17 protein-coding genes are annotated in these 16,145 nt (G+C 68.9%); 6 read left to right on the forward strand and 11 right to left on the reverse strand.

Annotated features, from left to right (window positions below; translation table 11 throughout):
* Positions 1–56 precede the first annotated feature (56 nt).
* Complete coding sequence (locus ACNQR1_RS24770) at positions 57–1,667, forward strand: CocE/NonD family hydrolase (protein ID WP_418048310.1); 1,611 nt, start codon at positions 57–59, stop codon at positions 1,665–1,667.
* A 129-nt stretch (positions 1,668–1,796) separates the two neighbouring features.
* Here ACNQR1_RS24770 and ACNQR1_RS24775 read toward each other — a convergent pair whose 3' ends face one another.
* The 3 genes from ACNQR1_RS24775 to ACNQR1_RS24785 all read right to left on the reverse strand — a co-directional run bounded on the left by ACNQR1_RS24775 (position 1,797) and on the right by ACNQR1_RS24785 (position 4,371).
* Positions 1,797–3,380 (reverse strand): transposase, encoded by a 1,584-nt coding sequence (locus ACNQR1_RS24775; protein WP_418045203.1) that lies wholly within the window; start codon positions 3,378–3,380, stop codon positions 1,797–1,799.
* A gap of 140 nt (positions 3,381–3,520) precedes the next feature.
* Positions 3,521–4,108: a DUF1802 family protein gene (locus ACNQR1_RS24780; protein ID WP_418048311.1), complete on the reverse strand. Its 588-nt coding sequence runs from the start codon at positions 4,106–4,108 to the stop codon at positions 3,521–3,523.
* On the reverse strand, positions 4,105–4,371 hold the full coding sequence (locus tag ACNQR1_RS24785) for a DUF2277 domain-containing protein (protein WP_276129717.1): 267 nt from the start codon (positions 4,369–4,371) through the stop codon (positions 4,105–4,107). Before ACNQR1_RS24785 ends, ACNQR1_RS24780 begins: the two co-directional genes overlap by 4 nt.
* 45 nt (positions 4,372–4,416) lie before the next feature.
* Between ACNQR1_RS24785 and ACNQR1_RS24790 the strand changes: the two genes are divergently transcribed.
* Positions 4,417–5,172: an enoyl-CoA hydratase gene (locus ACNQR1_RS24790; RefSeq protein WP_418048312.1), complete on the forward strand. Its 756-nt coding sequence runs from the start codon at positions 4,417–4,419 to the stop codon at positions 5,170–5,172.
* 23 nt (positions 5,173–5,195) lie between these two features.
* On the opposite strand, the gene ACNQR1_RS24795 is transcribed toward ACNQR1_RS24790, so the two are convergent.
* A complete protein-coding gene (locus ACNQR1_RS24795) occupies positions 5,196–5,639 on the reverse strand; it encodes a MerR family transcriptional regulator (protein WP_418048313.1) in 444 nt (147 codons plus the stop codon).
* Between the two features lie 45 nt (positions 5,640–5,684).
* Between ACNQR1_RS24795 and ACNQR1_RS24800 the strand changes: the two genes are divergently transcribed.
* A complete protein-coding gene (locus tag ACNQR1_RS24800) occupies positions 5,685–6,296 on the forward strand; it encodes a class I SAM-dependent methyltransferase (protein ID WP_418048314.1) in 612 nt (203 codons plus the stop codon).
* Between the two features lie 79 nt (positions 6,297–6,375).
* On the opposite strand, the gene ACNQR1_RS24805 is transcribed toward ACNQR1_RS24800, so the two are convergent.
* The 7 genes from ACNQR1_RS24805 to rimP form a co-directional block, all read right to left on the reverse strand.
* The gene (locus ACNQR1_RS24805; RefSeq protein ID WP_418048315.1) at positions 6,376–7,713 is read right to left on the reverse strand and encodes an MATE family efflux transporter; all 1,338 of its coding nucleotides are present in this window, start codon (positions 7,711–7,713) and stop codon (positions 6,376–6,378) included.
* Between the two features lie 32 nt (positions 7,714–7,745).
* Positions 7,746–8,750 carry a DHH family phosphoesterase gene (locus ACNQR1_RS24810; RefSeq protein ID WP_418048316.1) on the reverse strand — a complete coding sequence of 335 codons (1,005 nt, stop codon included), beginning with the start codon at positions 8,748–8,750 and terminating at the stop codon, positions 7,746–7,748.
* On the reverse strand, positions 8,743–9,246 hold the full coding sequence (gene rbfA, locus ACNQR1_RS24815; RefSeq protein WP_166904233.1) for a 30S ribosome-binding factor RbfA: 504 nt from the start codon (positions 9,244–9,246) through the stop codon (positions 8,743–8,745). The genes ACNQR1_RS24810 and rbfA overlap by 8 nt, the downstream gene beginning before the upstream one ends.
* Before the next feature lie 3 nt (positions 9,247–9,249).
* Positions 9,250–12,066, reverse strand: coding sequence for a translation initiation factor IF-2 (infB, locus tag ACNQR1_RS24820; protein WP_418048317.1), 2,817 nt, complete (start codon positions 12,064–12,066; stop codon positions 9,250–9,252).
* A gap of 79 nt (positions 12,067–12,145) precedes the next feature.
* A complete protein-coding gene (locus tag ACNQR1_RS24825) occupies positions 12,146–12,523 on the reverse strand; it encodes a YlxR family protein (protein WP_418048318.1) in 378 nt (125 codons plus the stop codon).
* 51 nt (positions 12,524–12,574) lie between these two features.
* Complete coding sequence (gene nusA, locus ACNQR1_RS24830; RefSeq protein WP_418048319.1) at positions 12,575–13,603, reverse strand: transcription termination factor NusA; 1,029 nt, start codon at positions 13,601–13,603, stop codon at positions 12,575–12,577.
* Positions 13,600–14,145, reverse strand: coding sequence for a ribosome maturation factor RimP (rimP, locus tag ACNQR1_RS24835; RefSeq protein WP_418048320.1), 546 nt, complete (start codon positions 14,143–14,145; stop codon positions 13,600–13,602). The genes nusA and rimP overlap by 4 nt, the downstream gene beginning before the upstream one ends.
* 208 nt (positions 14,146–14,353) lie before the next feature.
* Here rimP and ACNQR1_RS24840 point away from each other — a divergent pair, with 208 nt between their 5' ends.
* The 3 genes from ACNQR1_RS24840 to ACNQR1_RS24850 all read left to right on the forward strand — a co-directional run bounded on the left by ACNQR1_RS24840 (position 14,354) and on the right by ACNQR1_RS24850 (position 16,120).
* Positions 14,354–14,878, forward strand: a complete 525-nt coding sequence (locus ACNQR1_RS24840) for a hypothetical protein (RefSeq protein WP_418048321.1) — start codon at positions 14,354–14,356, stop codon at positions 14,876–14,878.
* Positions 14,875–15,354, forward strand: coding sequence for a ferritin-like domain-containing protein (locus tag ACNQR1_RS24845; protein ID WP_418048322.1), 480 nt, complete (start codon positions 14,875–14,877; stop codon positions 15,352–15,354). Before ACNQR1_RS24840 ends, ACNQR1_RS24845 begins: the two co-directional genes overlap by 4 nt.
* A gap of 145 nt (positions 15,355–15,499) precedes the next feature.
* A complete protein-coding gene (locus ACNQR1_RS24850; protein WP_418048323.1) occupies positions 15,500–16,120 on the forward strand; it encodes an antibiotic biosynthesis monooxygenase in 621 nt (206 codons plus the stop codon).
* The last annotated feature ends 25 nt before the right edge of the window (positions 16,121–16,145 follow it).

Here is a 16,145-nt window from a genome sequence, read left to right on the forward strand (position 1 = left end):
CTGCGGACACCGATCCGTAGCCTGGCTTGGTGAGTACATTGCGCAGGTACACCGGCATGGCCGTCAGTAAGATCCTGGGGCTGCCGCCGCACGAGACCGACTTCACCGTGCAGCACGGGTTGCGGGTGCCGATGCGCGACGGCGTCGAACTGGTCGCCGACCACTACGCCCCCGTCACCGACCGTCCCGCCGGGACACTGCTGGTGCGCGGACCCTACGGCCGTCGCTTCCCGTTCTCACCGGTGTTCGCCCAGGTGTACGCGGCGCGCGGCTATCACGTGGTGTTGCAGAGCGTGCGCGGCACGTTCGGCTCCGGCGGGCAGTTCACCCCGATGGTCCACGAAATGGCCGACGGCGCCGACACCGTGGCCTGGTTGCGCGATCAGCCGTGGTTCACAGGCTCGTTCGCCACCGTGGGCCTGTCGTATCTCGGTTTCACCCAGTGGGCGTTGTTGGCCGATCCCCCGCCGGAGATGAAGGCCGCCGTCATCACCGTCGGCCCCCACGATTTCAGCGAATCGGCCTGGGGCACCGGCGCATTCACGCTCAACGACTTTCTGGGCTGGAGCGCGATGGTGGCCCGCCAGGAGGATCCCGGCCTGGTGCAGGCGCTGAGCCGCCAGCTGAGGGGACCTGCGGAGCTGGCCAAGGCGACCGCGGGTCTGCCGATGGGTGCGGCCGGGCGCCGACTGCTGGGCGCAGGCGCCCCGTGGTACGAATCCTGGCTGGAGCACCCCGAACGCGACGATCCGTTCTGGGACCTGCTGCGGTTCGACGAGGCTCTGCAACACGTCGAGATTCCCATCCTGTTGCTCAGCGGGTGGCAGGACCTCTTCTTGGACCAGACGTTGGAGCAGTTCGAGCAGCTGCACCGGCGCGGCGTCCCCGTCGCACTGACCGTCGGTCCGTGGACTCATACGCAGCTGATGACCAAGGGACTCACCACCGTGGTCGGCGAATCGCTGGACTGGCTGGGCGCCCACCTGGCCGGTGACGGCGAGACCGATCGCAGCACGGTCCGGATCCATGTCAACGGGCACGGTTGGGTGGACCTCGCCGATTGGCCGCCGGTCATGCCCGAGCTCGAGCTGTTCCTGCAGCCGGCGGGCCGGCTGGGCGAGACTCCGCCGTCGGAATCCGAGCGCTCATCGACAATCACCTACCACCCCGCCGACCCCACCCCCACCGTCGGCGGCCGGCTGCTGGCCGCCGCCGGCGGTTACCGCGACGACACCAAACTGGCCCGGCGCAGCGATGTGCTGACGTTCGACGGCGACCCGCTCGCGGCCGATCTGTACGTGGCGGGCAACCCGATCGTCGAGCTGGCGCACAGCTGCGACAACCCGCATCACGACATCTTCGTCCGGATCAGCGAGGTGGACGAGAAGGGCCGGTCCCGCAACGTATCCGACGCCTTCCGCCGGTTCGACGGTCACACCGGGCCGGTGCGCCTCGAGCTCGATGCCGTCGCCCACCGGTTCAAGGCAGGGTCACGGATCCGGCTGCTGATCGCCGGGGGTTCGCATCCGCGGTTCGCCCGCAATCTGGGGACCGCCGAGCCGCCGGTCTCCGGTTCCACACTGGTCCGGGCCACCCATACCGTGCACCACGGCGAAGGCGGGTTATCGCGGGTCGTGCTGCCGGCCGGACCGGTGCCGCCGGCGTGAACATAGGCCACCGACCGAAGAACAACGCGGCGAATTACGGTCACCTGGTGGCTGTTGCATTTTCTGGGCGGCTGACGAATGGCCTGGCCTGTCATTGGATGTGGCAGGGCTTTCGGTTTCCCATGGTCTCTAGGTGGCCGGTTGTGCGTTGTGCAGGCGCAGGAGGTTGATGACGGTGGCGGCGAGGTTGAGTTCAGCGGTGACTGCCGGTAGTCCTCGGCGGGAGAATCGGCGCAGTTTGATCTGGTCTTTGAGGTGTGCGAAGACGGGTTCAACGGTGGCGCCGCGGCGTTTGTAGGCCTCAGCGTTGGCGGGGTCGCGTAGCCGGTAACGCATGGCGTCTTTGGGTGCCAGCTCTGGCGGTGGTGGCTCGTCGGTGGGATCTTCGCGGGCTTCGGTGTGCAGGTCGCGGTTCTTTCCGGGAGCGATGAGCCGTTCAGGACCTGCGGCGGTGAGGTTTTCGTCGGTGAAGTAGCCCGAGTCCATCAGGACCAGGCCAATCTGTTTTCCCAATGCGTCAGCCTGGGTGGTGGCTTCGGCGATGGCCGGCAGGTAGCAGTGGGTGTCGTTGGCGTCTTGACTGGTGTGCACGCCCAGGACGTAGTGGTCATCGGTAACGATGAACTGGGCGTTGTAGGCCTGCACCGATCCGCCGCTGTTGCCTTCGAGCATCAACCGGGAATCGGGGTCGGTGGTGTTGACCGGGTCTGCCGAGGCGCCGCGGGCCTGCGCTCGCCTGGCGCGACGATCACGTGCCTGGGCGGCTTTGCCGCGCAGGACAGGCTGGTGGCCGGCCGCGATGTCTGCCTGGACCTTGCCCAAGGCCTTTTGGGCGGCCTTGAGCTTGCCTCGGGCATCACGGCGGATCCTGGAGGCGGCGGCCCCTCCGACGCCATCGACTGCATCAATGCGGTTCTGGGCGTGTTGAATTCGTGCTTGGTGGTAGCGCACCGGATCCACGTTTTCTGGTGGCCGCCCGACCGGCCCGCCGGCCTGGACCCTAACCAGATACTGCTCGGCATCCTGGCGATCGGCGGCGTCGGCGTGCGCGTCGGCGTCGCGGCGGCGGTGCAGTTCTGCGACGGCTTTGGCGATGTTGGCTGCCCGGCCACTGCGACGGGCGAACTGCTCGGGCAGACCATCGCCGCCGCCACCTGGCCGATCGTGTTCGGCGTCTTCTGCGGCATCGACGGCCACCGCTTCGGACACGACGGTCTGCGCGATCTCGCGGCTGATCCGCTCAACCTCGCGCCCCACCGACTCCGGTGACCGGTTCGCGCCCCGCGACGCGTTCGCGGCGATCTTGCTGCCATCGATGGACACCAGCCCGACCTTGACCATCCCCGCAGCCGAACACAATGCCAGGACCTGGGCGAACAGCCCGGTGAACGCGTCGTGATGGGCGGCGCGGAACCGGGCGATCGAGGTGTGATCAGGAGCGTCCTGAGCACACAACACCCGAAACGCCACGTGATCGCTGCAGAGTCGTTCGATGCGGCGCGAGGAGCGTTCCCCGCTGGCGTAGGCATAGATCAGTAACGCCAGCAGCATGTCCGGGTCATAGGCCCGCCGGCCTGCCCGACCCAGCTTGCGATTGGCATGAAACGCCGCGGTATCCAGCTGCTCGACAACCTCGATCACAAACCAGACCAGATGATCTTCGGGCAACCAGTCGACCATGTTGGGCGGCAACAGGAACTGCTGATCACGCACCACCGGACGATACCCACGAGCCACACCCCAGTGTCTCGAGAACAGCGCCTCCAGTCACGCACCCGGCAAGGCGATTCCCCAGACACGCGATTCTGCAACAGCCACCTGGTGACTGCAATTCGCCGCACAAGCGTGTCCCCTCAGCCCACTGAGGTTCGCACCCGCTCGGCAACGTCGCGCAACATCGCGTCGTCGTGCACCGGCGGGCCCCAGTCCGCCTGGACCGGCAGATCGATCCAGCTCTTGCACCCGGCGAATTCGGGCGTGCGCGCCAGCCGGATCGGGGTTTGCAGCGGGCTCACCTGGACGATCAGGACCGTCAATCGGTGTTTGGGGCGGAAATCGAGCCGGTCGGCCCGCACCGATTCGGCGGTCCAGATGTGCAGATCGGTCAGATCATCGATGGACTCCGGGCGGTTGACCTCCACTGCGGCAACGACTTTCGCTCCGGATCGGATCAGCACAGCGTCCTCGGTGCTGTCCTGTGCGGCAGCGTCGAGCAGGTCCGCGTGTTGGGGCCGCACCCGTTCGGCATGACTGTGCGCGATCGTCGGGAACAGGATGAACTCGGGTGCGGCCACCGAGAACCGCTTCTCGTGGATACCGCCCTTGCGCAGCAGCACGGTCTGACGGCCGTCGAGCAGCGCGTGCACGGCCGCGCTCCACTCCTTGAGCGCGGGCTGTGTCGAGAGGGCGGCGGGCCTCCCATCGGACGCCGTTTGGGTCATTGCGCGGCCAGCCGGGCGCGGACCTCCGGACGGCGCAGCGGCGGAACGGTCTTGGGTGGCTGCCGGCGCGGAGCCAGGCCGTCGAGCAGCCGCGTCGTCGTCGCGGTGACCTCGGCGACCGCGGCCTCGAACGCCTCGACATTCGCGCCGGTGGGCCGGGTGATACCGCTGACCTTGCGCACGTACTGGCGGGCTGCGGCCTCGATCTCTTCGTCGCTGGCGGCGGGTTCCAGCCCGCGCAGCTCGGTGATGTTGCGGCACATGGAACCCACGATAGGCGCGTTGGGCCCGGCCGCTACGGTGAGCGCATGACCGATCCAGTACTGCTCGTAGACACCACCGACCGGGTTCGCACCCTCACGCTGAATCGGCCCCAGTCGCGCAATGCCCTCTCGTCGCAGCTGCGCACGGAGTTCTACGGTGCCCTGCGTGCCGCACAGGCCGATGACGACGTCGACGTCGTCATCCTCACCGGCGCCGATCCGGTGTTCTGCGCCGGACTGGATCTCAAGGAGCTCGGCGACACCACCGAGCTCCCCGACATCTCCCCCAAATGGCCGGCCATGACCAAGCCGGTGATCGGGGCCATCAACGGGGCCGCGGTCACTGGAGGCCTGGAGCTGGCGCTGTACTGCGACATCCTGATCGCCTCTGAGCTGGCCAAGTTCGCCGACACCCACGCCAGGGTCGGGCTGCTGCCGACCTGGGGCCTGAGCGTGCGGCTGCCGCAGAAGGTCGGCGTGGGTCTGGCTCGCCGGATGAGCCTGACCGGCGACTACCTCCCGGCCGCCGACGCGCTGCGCGCCGGGCTGGTCACCGAGGTGGTCCCGCACGACGAACTGCTGCCCGCCGCGCGCCGCGTGGCCGCCTCGATCGTCGCCAACAACCAGGCCGCCGTCCGGGCCCTGCTCTCCTCGTATCACCGCATCGACCAGTCCCAGACGGATCAGGGCCTCTGGATCGAAGCCGCGTCGGCGCGCGAGTGGATGGCGAGCGCGACCGGCGACGACATCGCGGCCAACCGCAGCGCCGTGATCGAGCGGGGACGCGCCCAGGTGCGCTGACGCCGCCCGGCGGACCGAGCCGGTCAGTCGACGAGCCACCCCGTTCCGGTCTCGTTTGTGGCCAGTTCCTCGACACTCATCCCGTCGATGAGCCGGTCCAGCGCTCCGATCATCGTGGCGCACTCGCGAGCGGGGTGGTCTTTCGGGCACCGCAGCGCATGTGTCAGGAACTGTTGCGCCCCTTGCGCTTGGGCGATCACCCGATCCAGGGCGGCGATCTGCTCGCGCACCGTCTCGCGCCACTGTTCGCTCGGCGCGTCCAGCACCGCGGCGGCGGTGTCGAGCGGAAGACCCAGCCGGTTGACGATCTTGAGCAGTGCCAGCCGGCGAAGCTCCTCGGGCCCGTACATCCGCTTGCCGGCCTTCCGCAGACGCGGGGACACCAGGCCACGTTCGTCGTAGTACCGCAGCGCCGACGGGCTCATCTGCAACCGCGCAGCGGCCTCGCCGATCGGGATCACGTCCATGCCGCCATTTGACTTCAACCCACCTTGAACCGGCAAGGTCTACCCATGAACGCCGCGCGTGCGATCAATCACCATGCCGACCACCCCGGCTTCTCGGGCCTCACCGGGGTGCTGTGTGGGCTTGCCTTCCTGGCGGTGGGCCGGACGAAGGCCCGGTTGGCCGCCGACACTGCGCAGCTCTCGTCCGCGGACCACGTCGTCGATGTGGGTTGCGGACCGGGCACTGCCGCCCGGGTGGCAGCGCACCGCGGTGCTCGGGTGACGGGCGTCGACCCCGCCTCGACCATGCTGCGCATCGCGCGCCTGGTCACGCCGAGGCGCGCACTCATCACCTGGAGCGAGGGCACGGCCGAGAACCTTCCGGTGCCCGACGGTTCGGCGACAGTGGTGTGGGCACTGGCCACCGTGCACCATTGGCAGGACGTCGACAAAGCGGTGGCCGAGACACACCGGGTGCTGGTGCCGGGCGGGCGGTTGATCGCGATCGAGCGTCAATCACCTACCGACGCCACCGGATTGGCCAGCCACGGATGGACCGGTGAGCAAGCCGAGCTGTTCGGAGCGTTGTGCCGCGGGGCCGGATTCGACGATGTGTGCGTCACGCCGCGAGGCAAGGGGCGCGACGCGGTATGGCTGGTCAGCGCCACGCGACGGTAGCTCGCACGCGTGCGAGCGTGCGCACAATGCCGCCGCTGCGCGCCGTGTCGGGGCGCAAACACGCACGCTCGCGGTGTGACTAGGCGGCGGTCCCCGGCACCAGCCAGCGGCCCGAGAACGCCCGCCAGCCGACGAAGATCAGGCGCAGCACCATGAAGGTGCTCAGCCCGGACCAGATACCGAACAGGCCCCAGCCGTAGATCAGCGACAACCAGATCAGCGGTAGGAAGCCGACCAGCGCACTGGTCAGGGTGGCGTTGCGCATGAACTTGGCGTCGCCCGCCCCCAGCAGCACGCCGTCGAGCGCGAAGACTATGCCCGCCACGGGCAATTGGGCCACCATGAACCACCACGGCACCCCGATGGCGGCCAGCACCGTCCGGTCGTCGGTGAACACCGACGGCAGCACCGACGAACCGACGGCGAACACCATCGCCAGCACCACCCCGGCCAGGGTGGAGAACAGGGTCACCCGCCAGGCCACGCTCTTGGCGTGGGCGAGCTGACCGGCGCCCAACGCCGCACCCACCAGCGACTGGGCGGCGATGGCGAGCGAATCCAGCACCAGGGCAAGGAAACTCCACACCTGTAGGACGACCTGATGCGCCGCGACGGAGGCGGCGCCGAATCGCGCTGCCACCGCACCCGCGGACAGGAAACAGGCTTGGAACGCCATCGATCGCAGCAGCAGGTCGCGGCCCATGGTCAGCTGTGCCCGCAGCACCGCGGGCCGGATACCCAGCCCGACCTTCTCGATCACCAGGGCACGCAGAAACAGCAGCGCCGCCAGCCACTGCCCCACCAGGTTCGCCACCGCGGAACCGGCCAGCTCCAATCGGGGCAGCCCCAGCAGGCCGTACACCAGCAGCGGGCACAGCACCGCCGACACGGCGAACCCGAACACCACGTAGCGCAGGGGGCGGGCGGTGTCCTGCACGCCGCGCATCCAGCCGTTGCCTGCCAGCGAGATCAGGATCGCCGGGGCGGCCAGGATCGCGATGCGCAGCCACGGCATCGCGGCGCCGGCAATGTCGGAATGTCCGGCGATCGCCGCGAGCAGGGGCACCGCCACGGCCTGCACCACCACGATGATGAGCAACCCCAGCCCCAGCGCCAACCAGGTGGCCTGCACGCCCTCGCCCACGGCCGACTTCCGGTCACCCGCCCCGAAGAGTCGGGCCGAGCGCGAGGTGGTGCCGTAGGACAAGAACGTCCCCTGCGAATTGACCAGGCCGAGGATCAGGCCGCCGATGGCCAGCCCGGCGAGGCTGAGCGCGCCGAGACGCCCGACGATCGCGATGTCGAACAGCAGGTAGATGGGTTCGGCAGCCAGGACGCCCAGCGCCGGGAGCGCCAGGCCGGCGATGCGACGGGTGGTGGCCGGCGCGACCGGGATGTCGCCTTCGGGCTCAACCATGGGACCCGCTGGGCACGGCGCCGCTGAGGCAGTCAGGCAAGAGCTTGAGCGAGCGCCTGGACGACGTCGTCGGCCGGCCCTGACGCGGAATAACCGGCCGCGTGTGGATGGCCGCCGCCGCCGAAAGAGCTGGCGACCGTGGCCAGATTGAGTGACTTCGCCCGCATCGAGACCGACCAGTGTTGCGGCTCGATCTCTTTGAACACCGCGGCGACCTCCGCCTGCTGAGTGGTGCGCACGATGTCGACGATGCTCTCCACTTCCTCGGGCCGAGCGCTGGACCATTCGTCATGCGGCACAACGGCATACACGAGACCGTGACCACCGACTGCATCCGGCAGCAGCCGGGCCGAAGCCAGCACCCGCGACAGCATCGGCAGCCATGCGAAAGGGTGGGTGTCGAGCAAAGCACGGCTGATCGAGGCGTTGTCCACCCCGAGTTCGACCAACCGGGCCGCCAACCGGTGCGCCCGCGCGGTCGCCCAGCGGAACGAGCCGGTGTCGGTGGTCAGCCCGGCGTACAGGCAGTGCGCCACCCGCTTGTCGATGGGCTTGTCCCAGGCGTCGAGGAGTTCGGCCACCAGCATCGTGGTGGAGTCCGCCGTCGGATCGACATAGTTCGCCGAGCCGAACAGCTGATTGGACGCGTGGTGGTCGATGACCAGCACCTCGCGGCCGTTCTCGGCCAGTCCCGCCAGCGCACCCAGGCGATTGACACTCGGAATGTCCACTGTGACAACCAGATCAGCGTCATCCCGGATCGCACTGGGCGCGACCATCAGATGCCCGCCCGGCAGGGTCTGCAACGACTCGGGCAGCTGGTCGGGAGCCGCGAAGGCTACCTCGACCTGTTTGCCCGCGTCGTCGAGCACCTGCGCGAGCGCCAGCCCGGCGCCGATCGTGTCGGCGTCGGGATAGACGTGGCACACCACGCTGATGCTCGCCGCGTCGGAGAGAAGGTCGGCTGCCGCACGCGCGTCGACACGCTGACCGGAAGGGCGCCCGTTGGGCGCCCCCGAATGAGCAGTATCAGTCATCCGTTCGATCGCGGTCACCGGCATCCTCTGTGTCTGCCCCGTCGGCAAGCCCGTCCATGTCTTCCGCCCCGCTCACACGGTACGGGTCCTCGTCGCCGGCGTGCTTGGCACCCTGTCGAACTCTCGCCAAGTCCTCGTCGGCGGCCCGCGCCCGGGCCAGCAGCTCCTCCATCCGGTGCGCCGCATCAGGCACGGTGTCGCGGACGAACGCCAGGGTCGGGGTGAATCGCACCCCGGTCCCGGCGCCCACCTTGGTCCGCAAGACCCCCTTGGCGCTCTCCAGCGCCGCCGCCACACCGGCATAATCCGGTTCCTCATCGAGACTGGTCCCGATGACGGTGTAGTACAGCGTGGCGTCGTGCAGATCACCGGTCATCTTGGCATCGGTGATCGTCACGCCGTTCAGCCGCGGATCCTTGATCTCGTACTCGATCGCCGAGGCGACGATGGTGGAGATCCGTTTGGCAAGCCGCTTGGCCCGTGCCGGATCAGCCATACCCTAGGTCCGCACCTTCTCGACGAGTTCGTACGTCTCGATGACGTCGCCTTCCTTGATGTCGTTGTACGTCAAGGTCAGACCGCACTCGTAGCCCTCGCGCACCTCGGTGGCATCGTCCTTCTCGCGCTTGAGCGAGGACACCGTGAGGTTCTGCGCGACCACCGTGTTGTCACGCAGCAGCCGGGCCTTGGCGTTGCGGCGCATGATGCCCGAGGTGACGAGGCAACCGGCGATGTTGCCGACCTTGGACGACCGGAAGATCGCCCGGATCTCGGCGCGGCCGAGCTCCTTCTCCTCGTACACCGGCTTGAGCATGCCCTTGAGGGCTTTCTCGATCTCGTCGATGGCCTGGTAGATCACCGAGTAGTACCGGATCTCCACACCTTCGCGGTTGGCCAGCTCGGTCGCCTTGCCTTCGGCACGGACGTTGAACCCGATGATGATCGCGTCCGAGGCCGATGCCAGGTTGACGTTGGTCTCGGTGACGCCACCGACACCGCGGTCGATGACCCGCAGCTCCACTTCGTCGTCGATCTCGATGCCCATCAAGGCTTCCTCGAGGGCTTCGACCGTACCGGCGTTGTCGCCCTTGAGGATCAGGTTCAGCTGGCTGGTTTCCTTCAGTGCCGAATCCAGGTCTTCCAGGCTGATCCGCTTGCGCGAACGTGCGGCCAGGGCATTGCGCTTGCGCGCGCTGCGCCGATCGGCGATCTGGCGGGCGATGCGGTCCTCGTCGACAACCAGGAAGTTGTCACCGGCACCGGGCACCGACGTGAAGCCGATGACCTGGACCGGACGTGAGGGCAGCGCCTCTTCGACGTCGTCGCCGTGCTCGTCGACCATGCGGCGGACGCGACCATAGGCATCGCCGGCCACCACCGAGTCGCCGACACGCAGGGTGCCGCGCTGGATGAGCACCGTGGCCACCGGACCGCGACCGCGGTCCAGGTGCGCCTCGATCGCCACACCCTGGGCCTCCATGTCGGGGTTGGCCCGCAGGTCCAGGGCCGCGTCGGCGGTCAGCACGACCGCTTCCAGCAGCGCCTGGATGTTGGTGCCCTGCTTGGCCGAGATGTCGACGAACATGGTGTCGCCGCCGTAGTCCTCGGCCACCAGGTTGTACTCGGTGAGCTGCGCCCGGATCTTGGCCGGGTCGGCACCTTCCTTGTCGATCTTGTTGACCGCCACCACGATCGGCACGTCAGCGGCCTGCGCGTGGTTGATGGCCTCCACCGTCTGCGGCATGACGCCGTCGTCGGCGGCGACCACGAGGATCGCGATGTCGGTGGCCTTGGCACCGCGGGCACGCATGGCGGTGAACGCCTCGTGACCCGGGGTGTCGATGAAGGTGATCGGCCGGACGTTGCCGTCCAGATCGACCTCGACCTGGTAGGCGCCGATGTGCTGGGTGATGCCGCCGGCCTCGCCCTCGCGGACAGTGGCGTTGCGGATGGTGTCCAGCAGTCGGGTCTTGCCGTGGTCGACGTGACCCATGACCGTGACCACCGGCGGACGGAACTCGAGGTCGTCCTCGTCGCCCTCGTCCTCGCCGTAGGTGAGGTCGAAGGACTGCAGCAGCTCGCGGTCCTCGTCCTCGGGCGAGACGACCTGCACCTTGAAGTTCATCTCGCTGCCGAGCAGCTCCAGGGTGTCGTCACCGACCGACTGGGTCGCGGTGACCATCTCGCCCAGGTTGAACAGCGCCTGGACCAGTGCGGCCGGGTTGGCGTCGATCTTCTCGGCGAAGTCGCTCAGCGATGCGCCGCGGGCCAGCCGGATGGTCTCGCCGTTGCCCTTGGGCAACCGCACGCCACCGACGACCGGTGCCTGCATGTTCTCGTATTCGGCGCGTTTCGCCCGCTTCGACTTACGGCCGCGCTTGGGCGCACCGCCGGGACGACCGAACGCACCGGCCGCGCCACCGCGCTGGCCGGGACGGCCACCGCCGCCACCGCCGCCGGGACGGCCGCGGAAACCACCGGCAGCCGCACCACCGGCACCGGCACCGGCACCACCACCGGCGCCACCGCCGCGGTAGTTACCGCCGCCGCCACCGCCGGGACGACCGCCACCACCGGCACCGCCGGGACGGGGGCCACCACCGGGACGCGGACCGGGGCGTGGGCCGCCCCGTCCGGGTGCACCGGCGCCGGCCGGACGCGGCGGCATGTTGCCGGGCGACGGACGCGGGCCGCCGCCGGGACGCGGGGCACCCGGCCGCGGCTGCGGACGCGGGATGGGCCGCTCGACGGGCTGCTGGGAAGAGAACGGGTTGTTGCCGACCCGCGGAGCACGCGGGGCAGGCTTCGGGGCACCCGAGGCCGGACCCGGACGCGGGCCGGGCGTGGCACCGGGTGTGGGCCGCGGACCGGGTGTGGCACCCGGAGCCGGCGCTGCCGGAGCGCTGGGTGCAGCGGCAGCCGGTGCACTCGGCTCAGCCGGGGGCTGCGGAGCGGCGGGCTTGGGCGCTGCGGGCCGGGCCGGGGCGACCGGCGCAGCCTCAGCGGCCGGAGCCTGAGGTTCGACCGCCGGGGCCGCGGGGGCGGCGGGCTTGGCCGGAGCCGGCTTGGGCGCGCCGGGCTTGGGTGCCGCGGGTGCGGCCCCAGAGGTGCCCTGCGGGCGGGGCTTGTCTTCGGGCTTCTTACCGCCGGCCTTCGCGCCGAACGATTCGCGCAGCCGACGCGCGACCGGCGCCTCCACAGTGGAGGACGCCGACTTGACGAACTCGCCTTGCTCCTTGAGCTTGGCTAAGAGGTCCTTGCTGGTGACACCGAGTTCCTTCGCCAACTCGTGTACACGGGCCTTACCTGCTGCCACTACATCTCCTCGTCTGGAGGCAACAGCGGTGGTAGGCGCCGCGCCTCGGGTTTAGCTATGACGCATGGTCATCGGGACTTCACGGTGTGCTCATGTTCTTCGCTACCTGTTCTGTTGCCGGGGCGTCGGGCCCGCCGAGATGGATCTTCTCGACGTACTCGATCACCGCGGATGTATCCGGTGAACCGGTGAGTCGCAGCGCTCGGACGAAGGCTCGTCGCTTCACTGCCACTTGCACGCACTGCTGGTCGGGGTGCAGCCACGCACCACGCCCTGGCAGGCTTGCCGCGGGGTCAACGGTTACGGAACACGTCCCGTTCCCGTCTGTTACCGCGACCACTCGGAGCAACTCGGCGGCCAACTCTCGCTTCCGGCATCCGATGCAGGTCCGCACTGGTCCGACAGAGGTGTCGGAGGTGCTTTCATGCGTCGGAGCCGGAGTCTCGCGCTGGATCACGGCTGAGTCTACCGCCCCGAGGCCTGTGCTCCGAAACGCCGGTCACTACTGTCAATCGTGTACCGCCCCGGGCCGGACATCGTGGTCGGGCTGCGGCGCCGCGTCGCTGCGGATATCGATCCGCCAGCCGGTCAGCCGGGCCGCCAACCTGGCGTTCTGTCCTTCTTTGCCGATCGCGAGCGAGAGCTGGAAGTCCGGCACGATCACCCGTGCCGCCCGCGCGGCCTCGTCGATCACCGAAACCGACACCACCTTGGCCGGGGACAGGGCGTTGGCGACGAAACGCGCGGGGTCCTCGTCGTAGTCGATGATGTCGATCTTCTCGCCGGACAGTTCGCTCATCACATTGCGCACCCGCTGACCCATCGGGCCGATGCACGCGCCCTTGGCGTTCAGCCCGGGCACGCGCGAGGCCACCGCGATCTTGGACCGGTGTCCGGCCTCGCGGGCCACCGCCACGATCTCCACGGACCCGTCGGCGATCTCGGGCACCTCCAGGGAGAACAGCTTGCGGACCAGGTTCGGATGGGTGCGGGACAGCGTGATCAACGGCTCGCGGGCACCACGGGTGACGCCGACGACGTAGCAGCGCAGCCGGTCGCCGTGCTCGTAGCGCTCCCCCGGCACCTGCTCGGCGCTGGGGATCACCCCTTCGGATCCCTTGGTCTCGCTGCCCATCCGCACGACGACCAGTCCGCGGGCGTTGGCCCGGGCATCACGCTGGATCACCCCGGCGACGATGTCGCCCTCGTGCGCCGCGAACTCCCCGTAGGTCTTCTCGTTCTCGGCGTCGCGCAACCGCTGCAAGATCACCTGGCGGGCCGTGGTCGCCGCGATCCTGCCGAATCCCTCTGGCGTGTCATCCCATTCATGCAGGACGTTGCCGTCGGCATCGGTTTGCCGGGCGATCACCTTCACCACACCCGTCTTGCGGTCGATGTCGATGTGCGCGTCGGGCTCATGCCCTTCGGTGTGGCGATATGCGGTGAGCAAAGCCGATTTGATGGTCTCGACGACCACGTCGACGGTGATGCCCTTGTCCGCTTCGATGGCATGCAGCGCCGCCATGTCGATGTTCATTCCCCGGCCCCCTTTCCGGTTTCTCCCGACAGTTCCAATTCACGTCGGTTTGGAGGTGAAAACTCCACTTGCACAACAGCTTTGGCGATATCAGCAAGCGCCACCTCACGGACGGCCAGATCCCGCCCTTCCGGCACCACGACTTTCAGCACCGTGCCGTCGGTTTCCCCGAGCCTGCCGGTGAACACCGAGCCGTCGGCCAGGGTCAGCTCGGCCTTGCGCCCACGGGCGCGGCGGAAATGCTTGTCCTTGGTCAGCGGCCGGTCCACCCCGGGCGAGGTGACATCGAGCACATACGGCGTGTCGCCCTGAGCGAGCTGGTCGAGCAACTCCGAGGCCGTCCGCGACAGCGCTGCCAGGGCATCGAGATCGAGACCCTGGTCGCCGTCGGCGATCACGGTGATGCGGGCCGGGCGGACCGACGCGTCGACCACGACATCGTCGATTTCATAACCGGCGCGCGCGAACTCGCCGTCAAGTAGCTCGATCACCTGCGTCTGCGACGGCAAATCCGCAGACCGCAACTTTGGATCCGGTGCCACGGCGAGCTCCTCATCTTGAATTGTCTCCGACACAAATGCCAGGGCCAGCCACCTGGATCGGCCCCGGAATCGCCTATCCACGATACGCCAGGCCCGCGGCAGCAACCGTCAATCGCAATCTGGTGCGTGGCGAATGTCGTCGCCCCGGCGGCGGCCGGCCGGTCAGCGCCGCGTCAGACGGACGGGGCAGCAATGGCAGGATGTTCACGTGCCGAGCGCCCATGCAGACATCAGCCGGCGGCGCGTACTGGTCTCGGCCGCGGCCCTTGCCCTGCTGGGGGCCACCGCAGCCGCGTGCAGTACGACGACGCCTCAACCCGAAGTGGACGACCTGACCGCGCAGTGGGACCGGGCGCGCGCCGACAGCGCGCTTGCCGCCGAAGCGGCAGCCGCCCAACCCCCGCAGGCGATGGCGACCCGGGCCCTGAACGCGGTGGCGAGCGATCGCAGCGCACATGCCCAAGCCCTGGCCGAGGAGTTGACCCGCATGACGGGTTCAGCCCCGGCCGACGCCGCCACCAGCACCACCCGCAGCACGCCGAAAGCCGCCCCGAAAGCAGGTGCGGACGCGTCCGCACCCGGCATCGACGACGTGATCGACGCGCTCAAGGAGTCGGCTGACCGGGCCGCCGGCCTGGCCCGCACACTCTCCGGCTATCGCGCCGGTCTCCTCGGATCCATCGCCGCCTCGTGCACGGCCGCCCACTCCGTCGCGCTGGGAGGTGCACAGTGACCTCACCGGGACCACGATCGACCACCTCGCCGACCCGTCCGACCACGGCCGCCGACGCCGCCCTGTTCGACGCCGTGGCCGTCGAGCACGGGGCCATCTACGGCTACGGGCTGGTCTCGGCCCATTCGACGGCCGAGGACAACGCCCTGGTGGCCACGGCGATGGCCCAGCACCGGGCCCGGCGCGAGGCCGCGATGGCCATGCTCGAGGCGCGCTCGGTCACCCCGCCGCTGCCCGCGGCCGGCTATCAGCTACCCGCGCCGGTGAAGGATCCGACCGATGCCGCCAACCTCGCGATCCGCATGGAAGAGGACTCCTCGGTGGCCTGGCGCGCGGTGCTCGAACAGGCCACCGCCGCCGACGACCGCACGTTCGCGGTCATCGCGTTGTCGGAGACCGCTGTCACCGCGGCCAGATGGCGCGCGATCGTGAACGCCTGGCCGGTCACGGTCGCCTTCCCCGGCGGGGGCGAATAGCCCGCCACCCGATCTCTGGATCGCCGTTGATTGCACCCGGTAATTGATGCCGCGGTGCCCATTGCAGCGGCCGCTCGCCGAGTGAAAGGTAGAGGTCGGACCGGTGGCGCCACCGGGGCGCCGCCCCGATCAAAGGGGGTGGATCGTGTACGCACGCTCTACCACTGTCCAGGCGCAACCCGATGCGATCGACGCCGGTATTGCGCAAGTTCGCGACGAGGTCATGCCCGCTTTGCAGGCGATGGACGGCTGCGTCGGAATCTCGTTGTTGGTCGATCGCGAATCCGGCCGGTGCATCGCCACCACCGCATGGGAGACCGAAGAGGCGATGCACGAGAGCGCGGAGCGGGCAGCATCGCTGCGGGCGCGGGCGGCAGAAGCATTCGGCGGCAACGCAACCGCCGAAGAGTGGGAGATCGCCGTCCTGCACCGCGACCATCGCACCCACGAGGGTGCGTGTGTCCGGGTGACATGGGCACAGCTGGAGCCGAGCCAGATCGACGGAGGCATCGAGCACTACAAGACATCCGTGCTGTCCGCCATGGAAGACCTCGACGGGTTCTGCAGCGCCAGCCTGATGGTCGACCGCGCATCCGGGCGGGGGGTGTCATCGGCGTCGTTCGACAGCCGCGAAGCGATGGAGCGGAGCAAGGAGAAAGCTGACGCGCTGAAGACTTCGTCGATGCGCGAAGTCGGCGCCGAGGAAGTGAACGAATGCGAGTTCGAGTTGGCCCTCGCCCACCTTCGGGTGCCCGAGTTGGCGTGAGCCCGCGCGTTCCGGTGTGCCGGCC

The organism is Mycobacterium sp. 48b (genome assembly GCF_048282725.1).
Lineage (GTDB): Bacteria > Actinomycetota > Actinomycetes > Mycobacteriales > Mycobacteriaceae > Mycobacterium.

Excerpts from the sequence above, each read along its gene's own strand:
- ACNQR1_RS24770 (WP_418048310.1), top strand. The coding sequence starts at position 57 with ATGGCCGTCAGTAAGATCCTGGGGCTGCCGCCGCACGAGACCGACTTC.
- ACNQR1_RS24780 (WP_418048311.1), bottom strand. The coding sequence starts at position 4,108 with ATGACCCAAACGGCGTCCGATGGGAGGCCCGCCGCCCTCTCGACACAG.
- ACNQR1_RS24785 (WP_276129717.1), bottom strand. The coding sequence starts at position 4,371 with ATGTGCCGCAACATCACCGAGCTGCGCGGGCTGGAACCCGCCGCCAGC.
- ACNQR1_RS24790 (WP_418048312.1), top strand. The coding sequence starts at position 4,417 with ATGACCGATCCAGTACTGCTCGTAGACACCACCGACCGGGTTCGCACC.
- ACNQR1_RS24795 (WP_418048313.1), bottom strand. The coding sequence starts at position 5,639 with ATGGACGTGATCCCGATCGGCGAGGCCGCTGCGCGGTTGCAGATGAGC.
- ACNQR1_RS24800 (WP_418048314.1), top strand. The coding sequence starts at position 5,685 with ATGAACGCCGCGCGTGCGATCAATCACCATGCCGACCACCCCGGCTTC.
- ACNQR1_RS24805 (WP_418048315.1), bottom strand. The coding sequence starts at position 7,713 with ATGGTTGAGCCCGAAGGCGACATCCCGGTCGCGCCGGCCACCACCCGT.
- ACNQR1_RS24810 (WP_418048316.1), bottom strand. The coding sequence starts at position 8,750 with ATGACTGATACTGCTCATTCGGGGGCGCCCAACGGGCGCCCTTCCGGT.
- rbfA (WP_166904233.1), bottom strand. The coding sequence starts at position 9,246 with ATGGCTGATCCGGCACGGGCCAAGCGGCTTGCCAAACGGATCTCCACC.
- nusA (WP_418048319.1), bottom strand. The coding sequence starts at position 13,603 with ATGAACATCGACATGGCGGCGCTGCATGCCATCGAAGCGGACAAGGGC.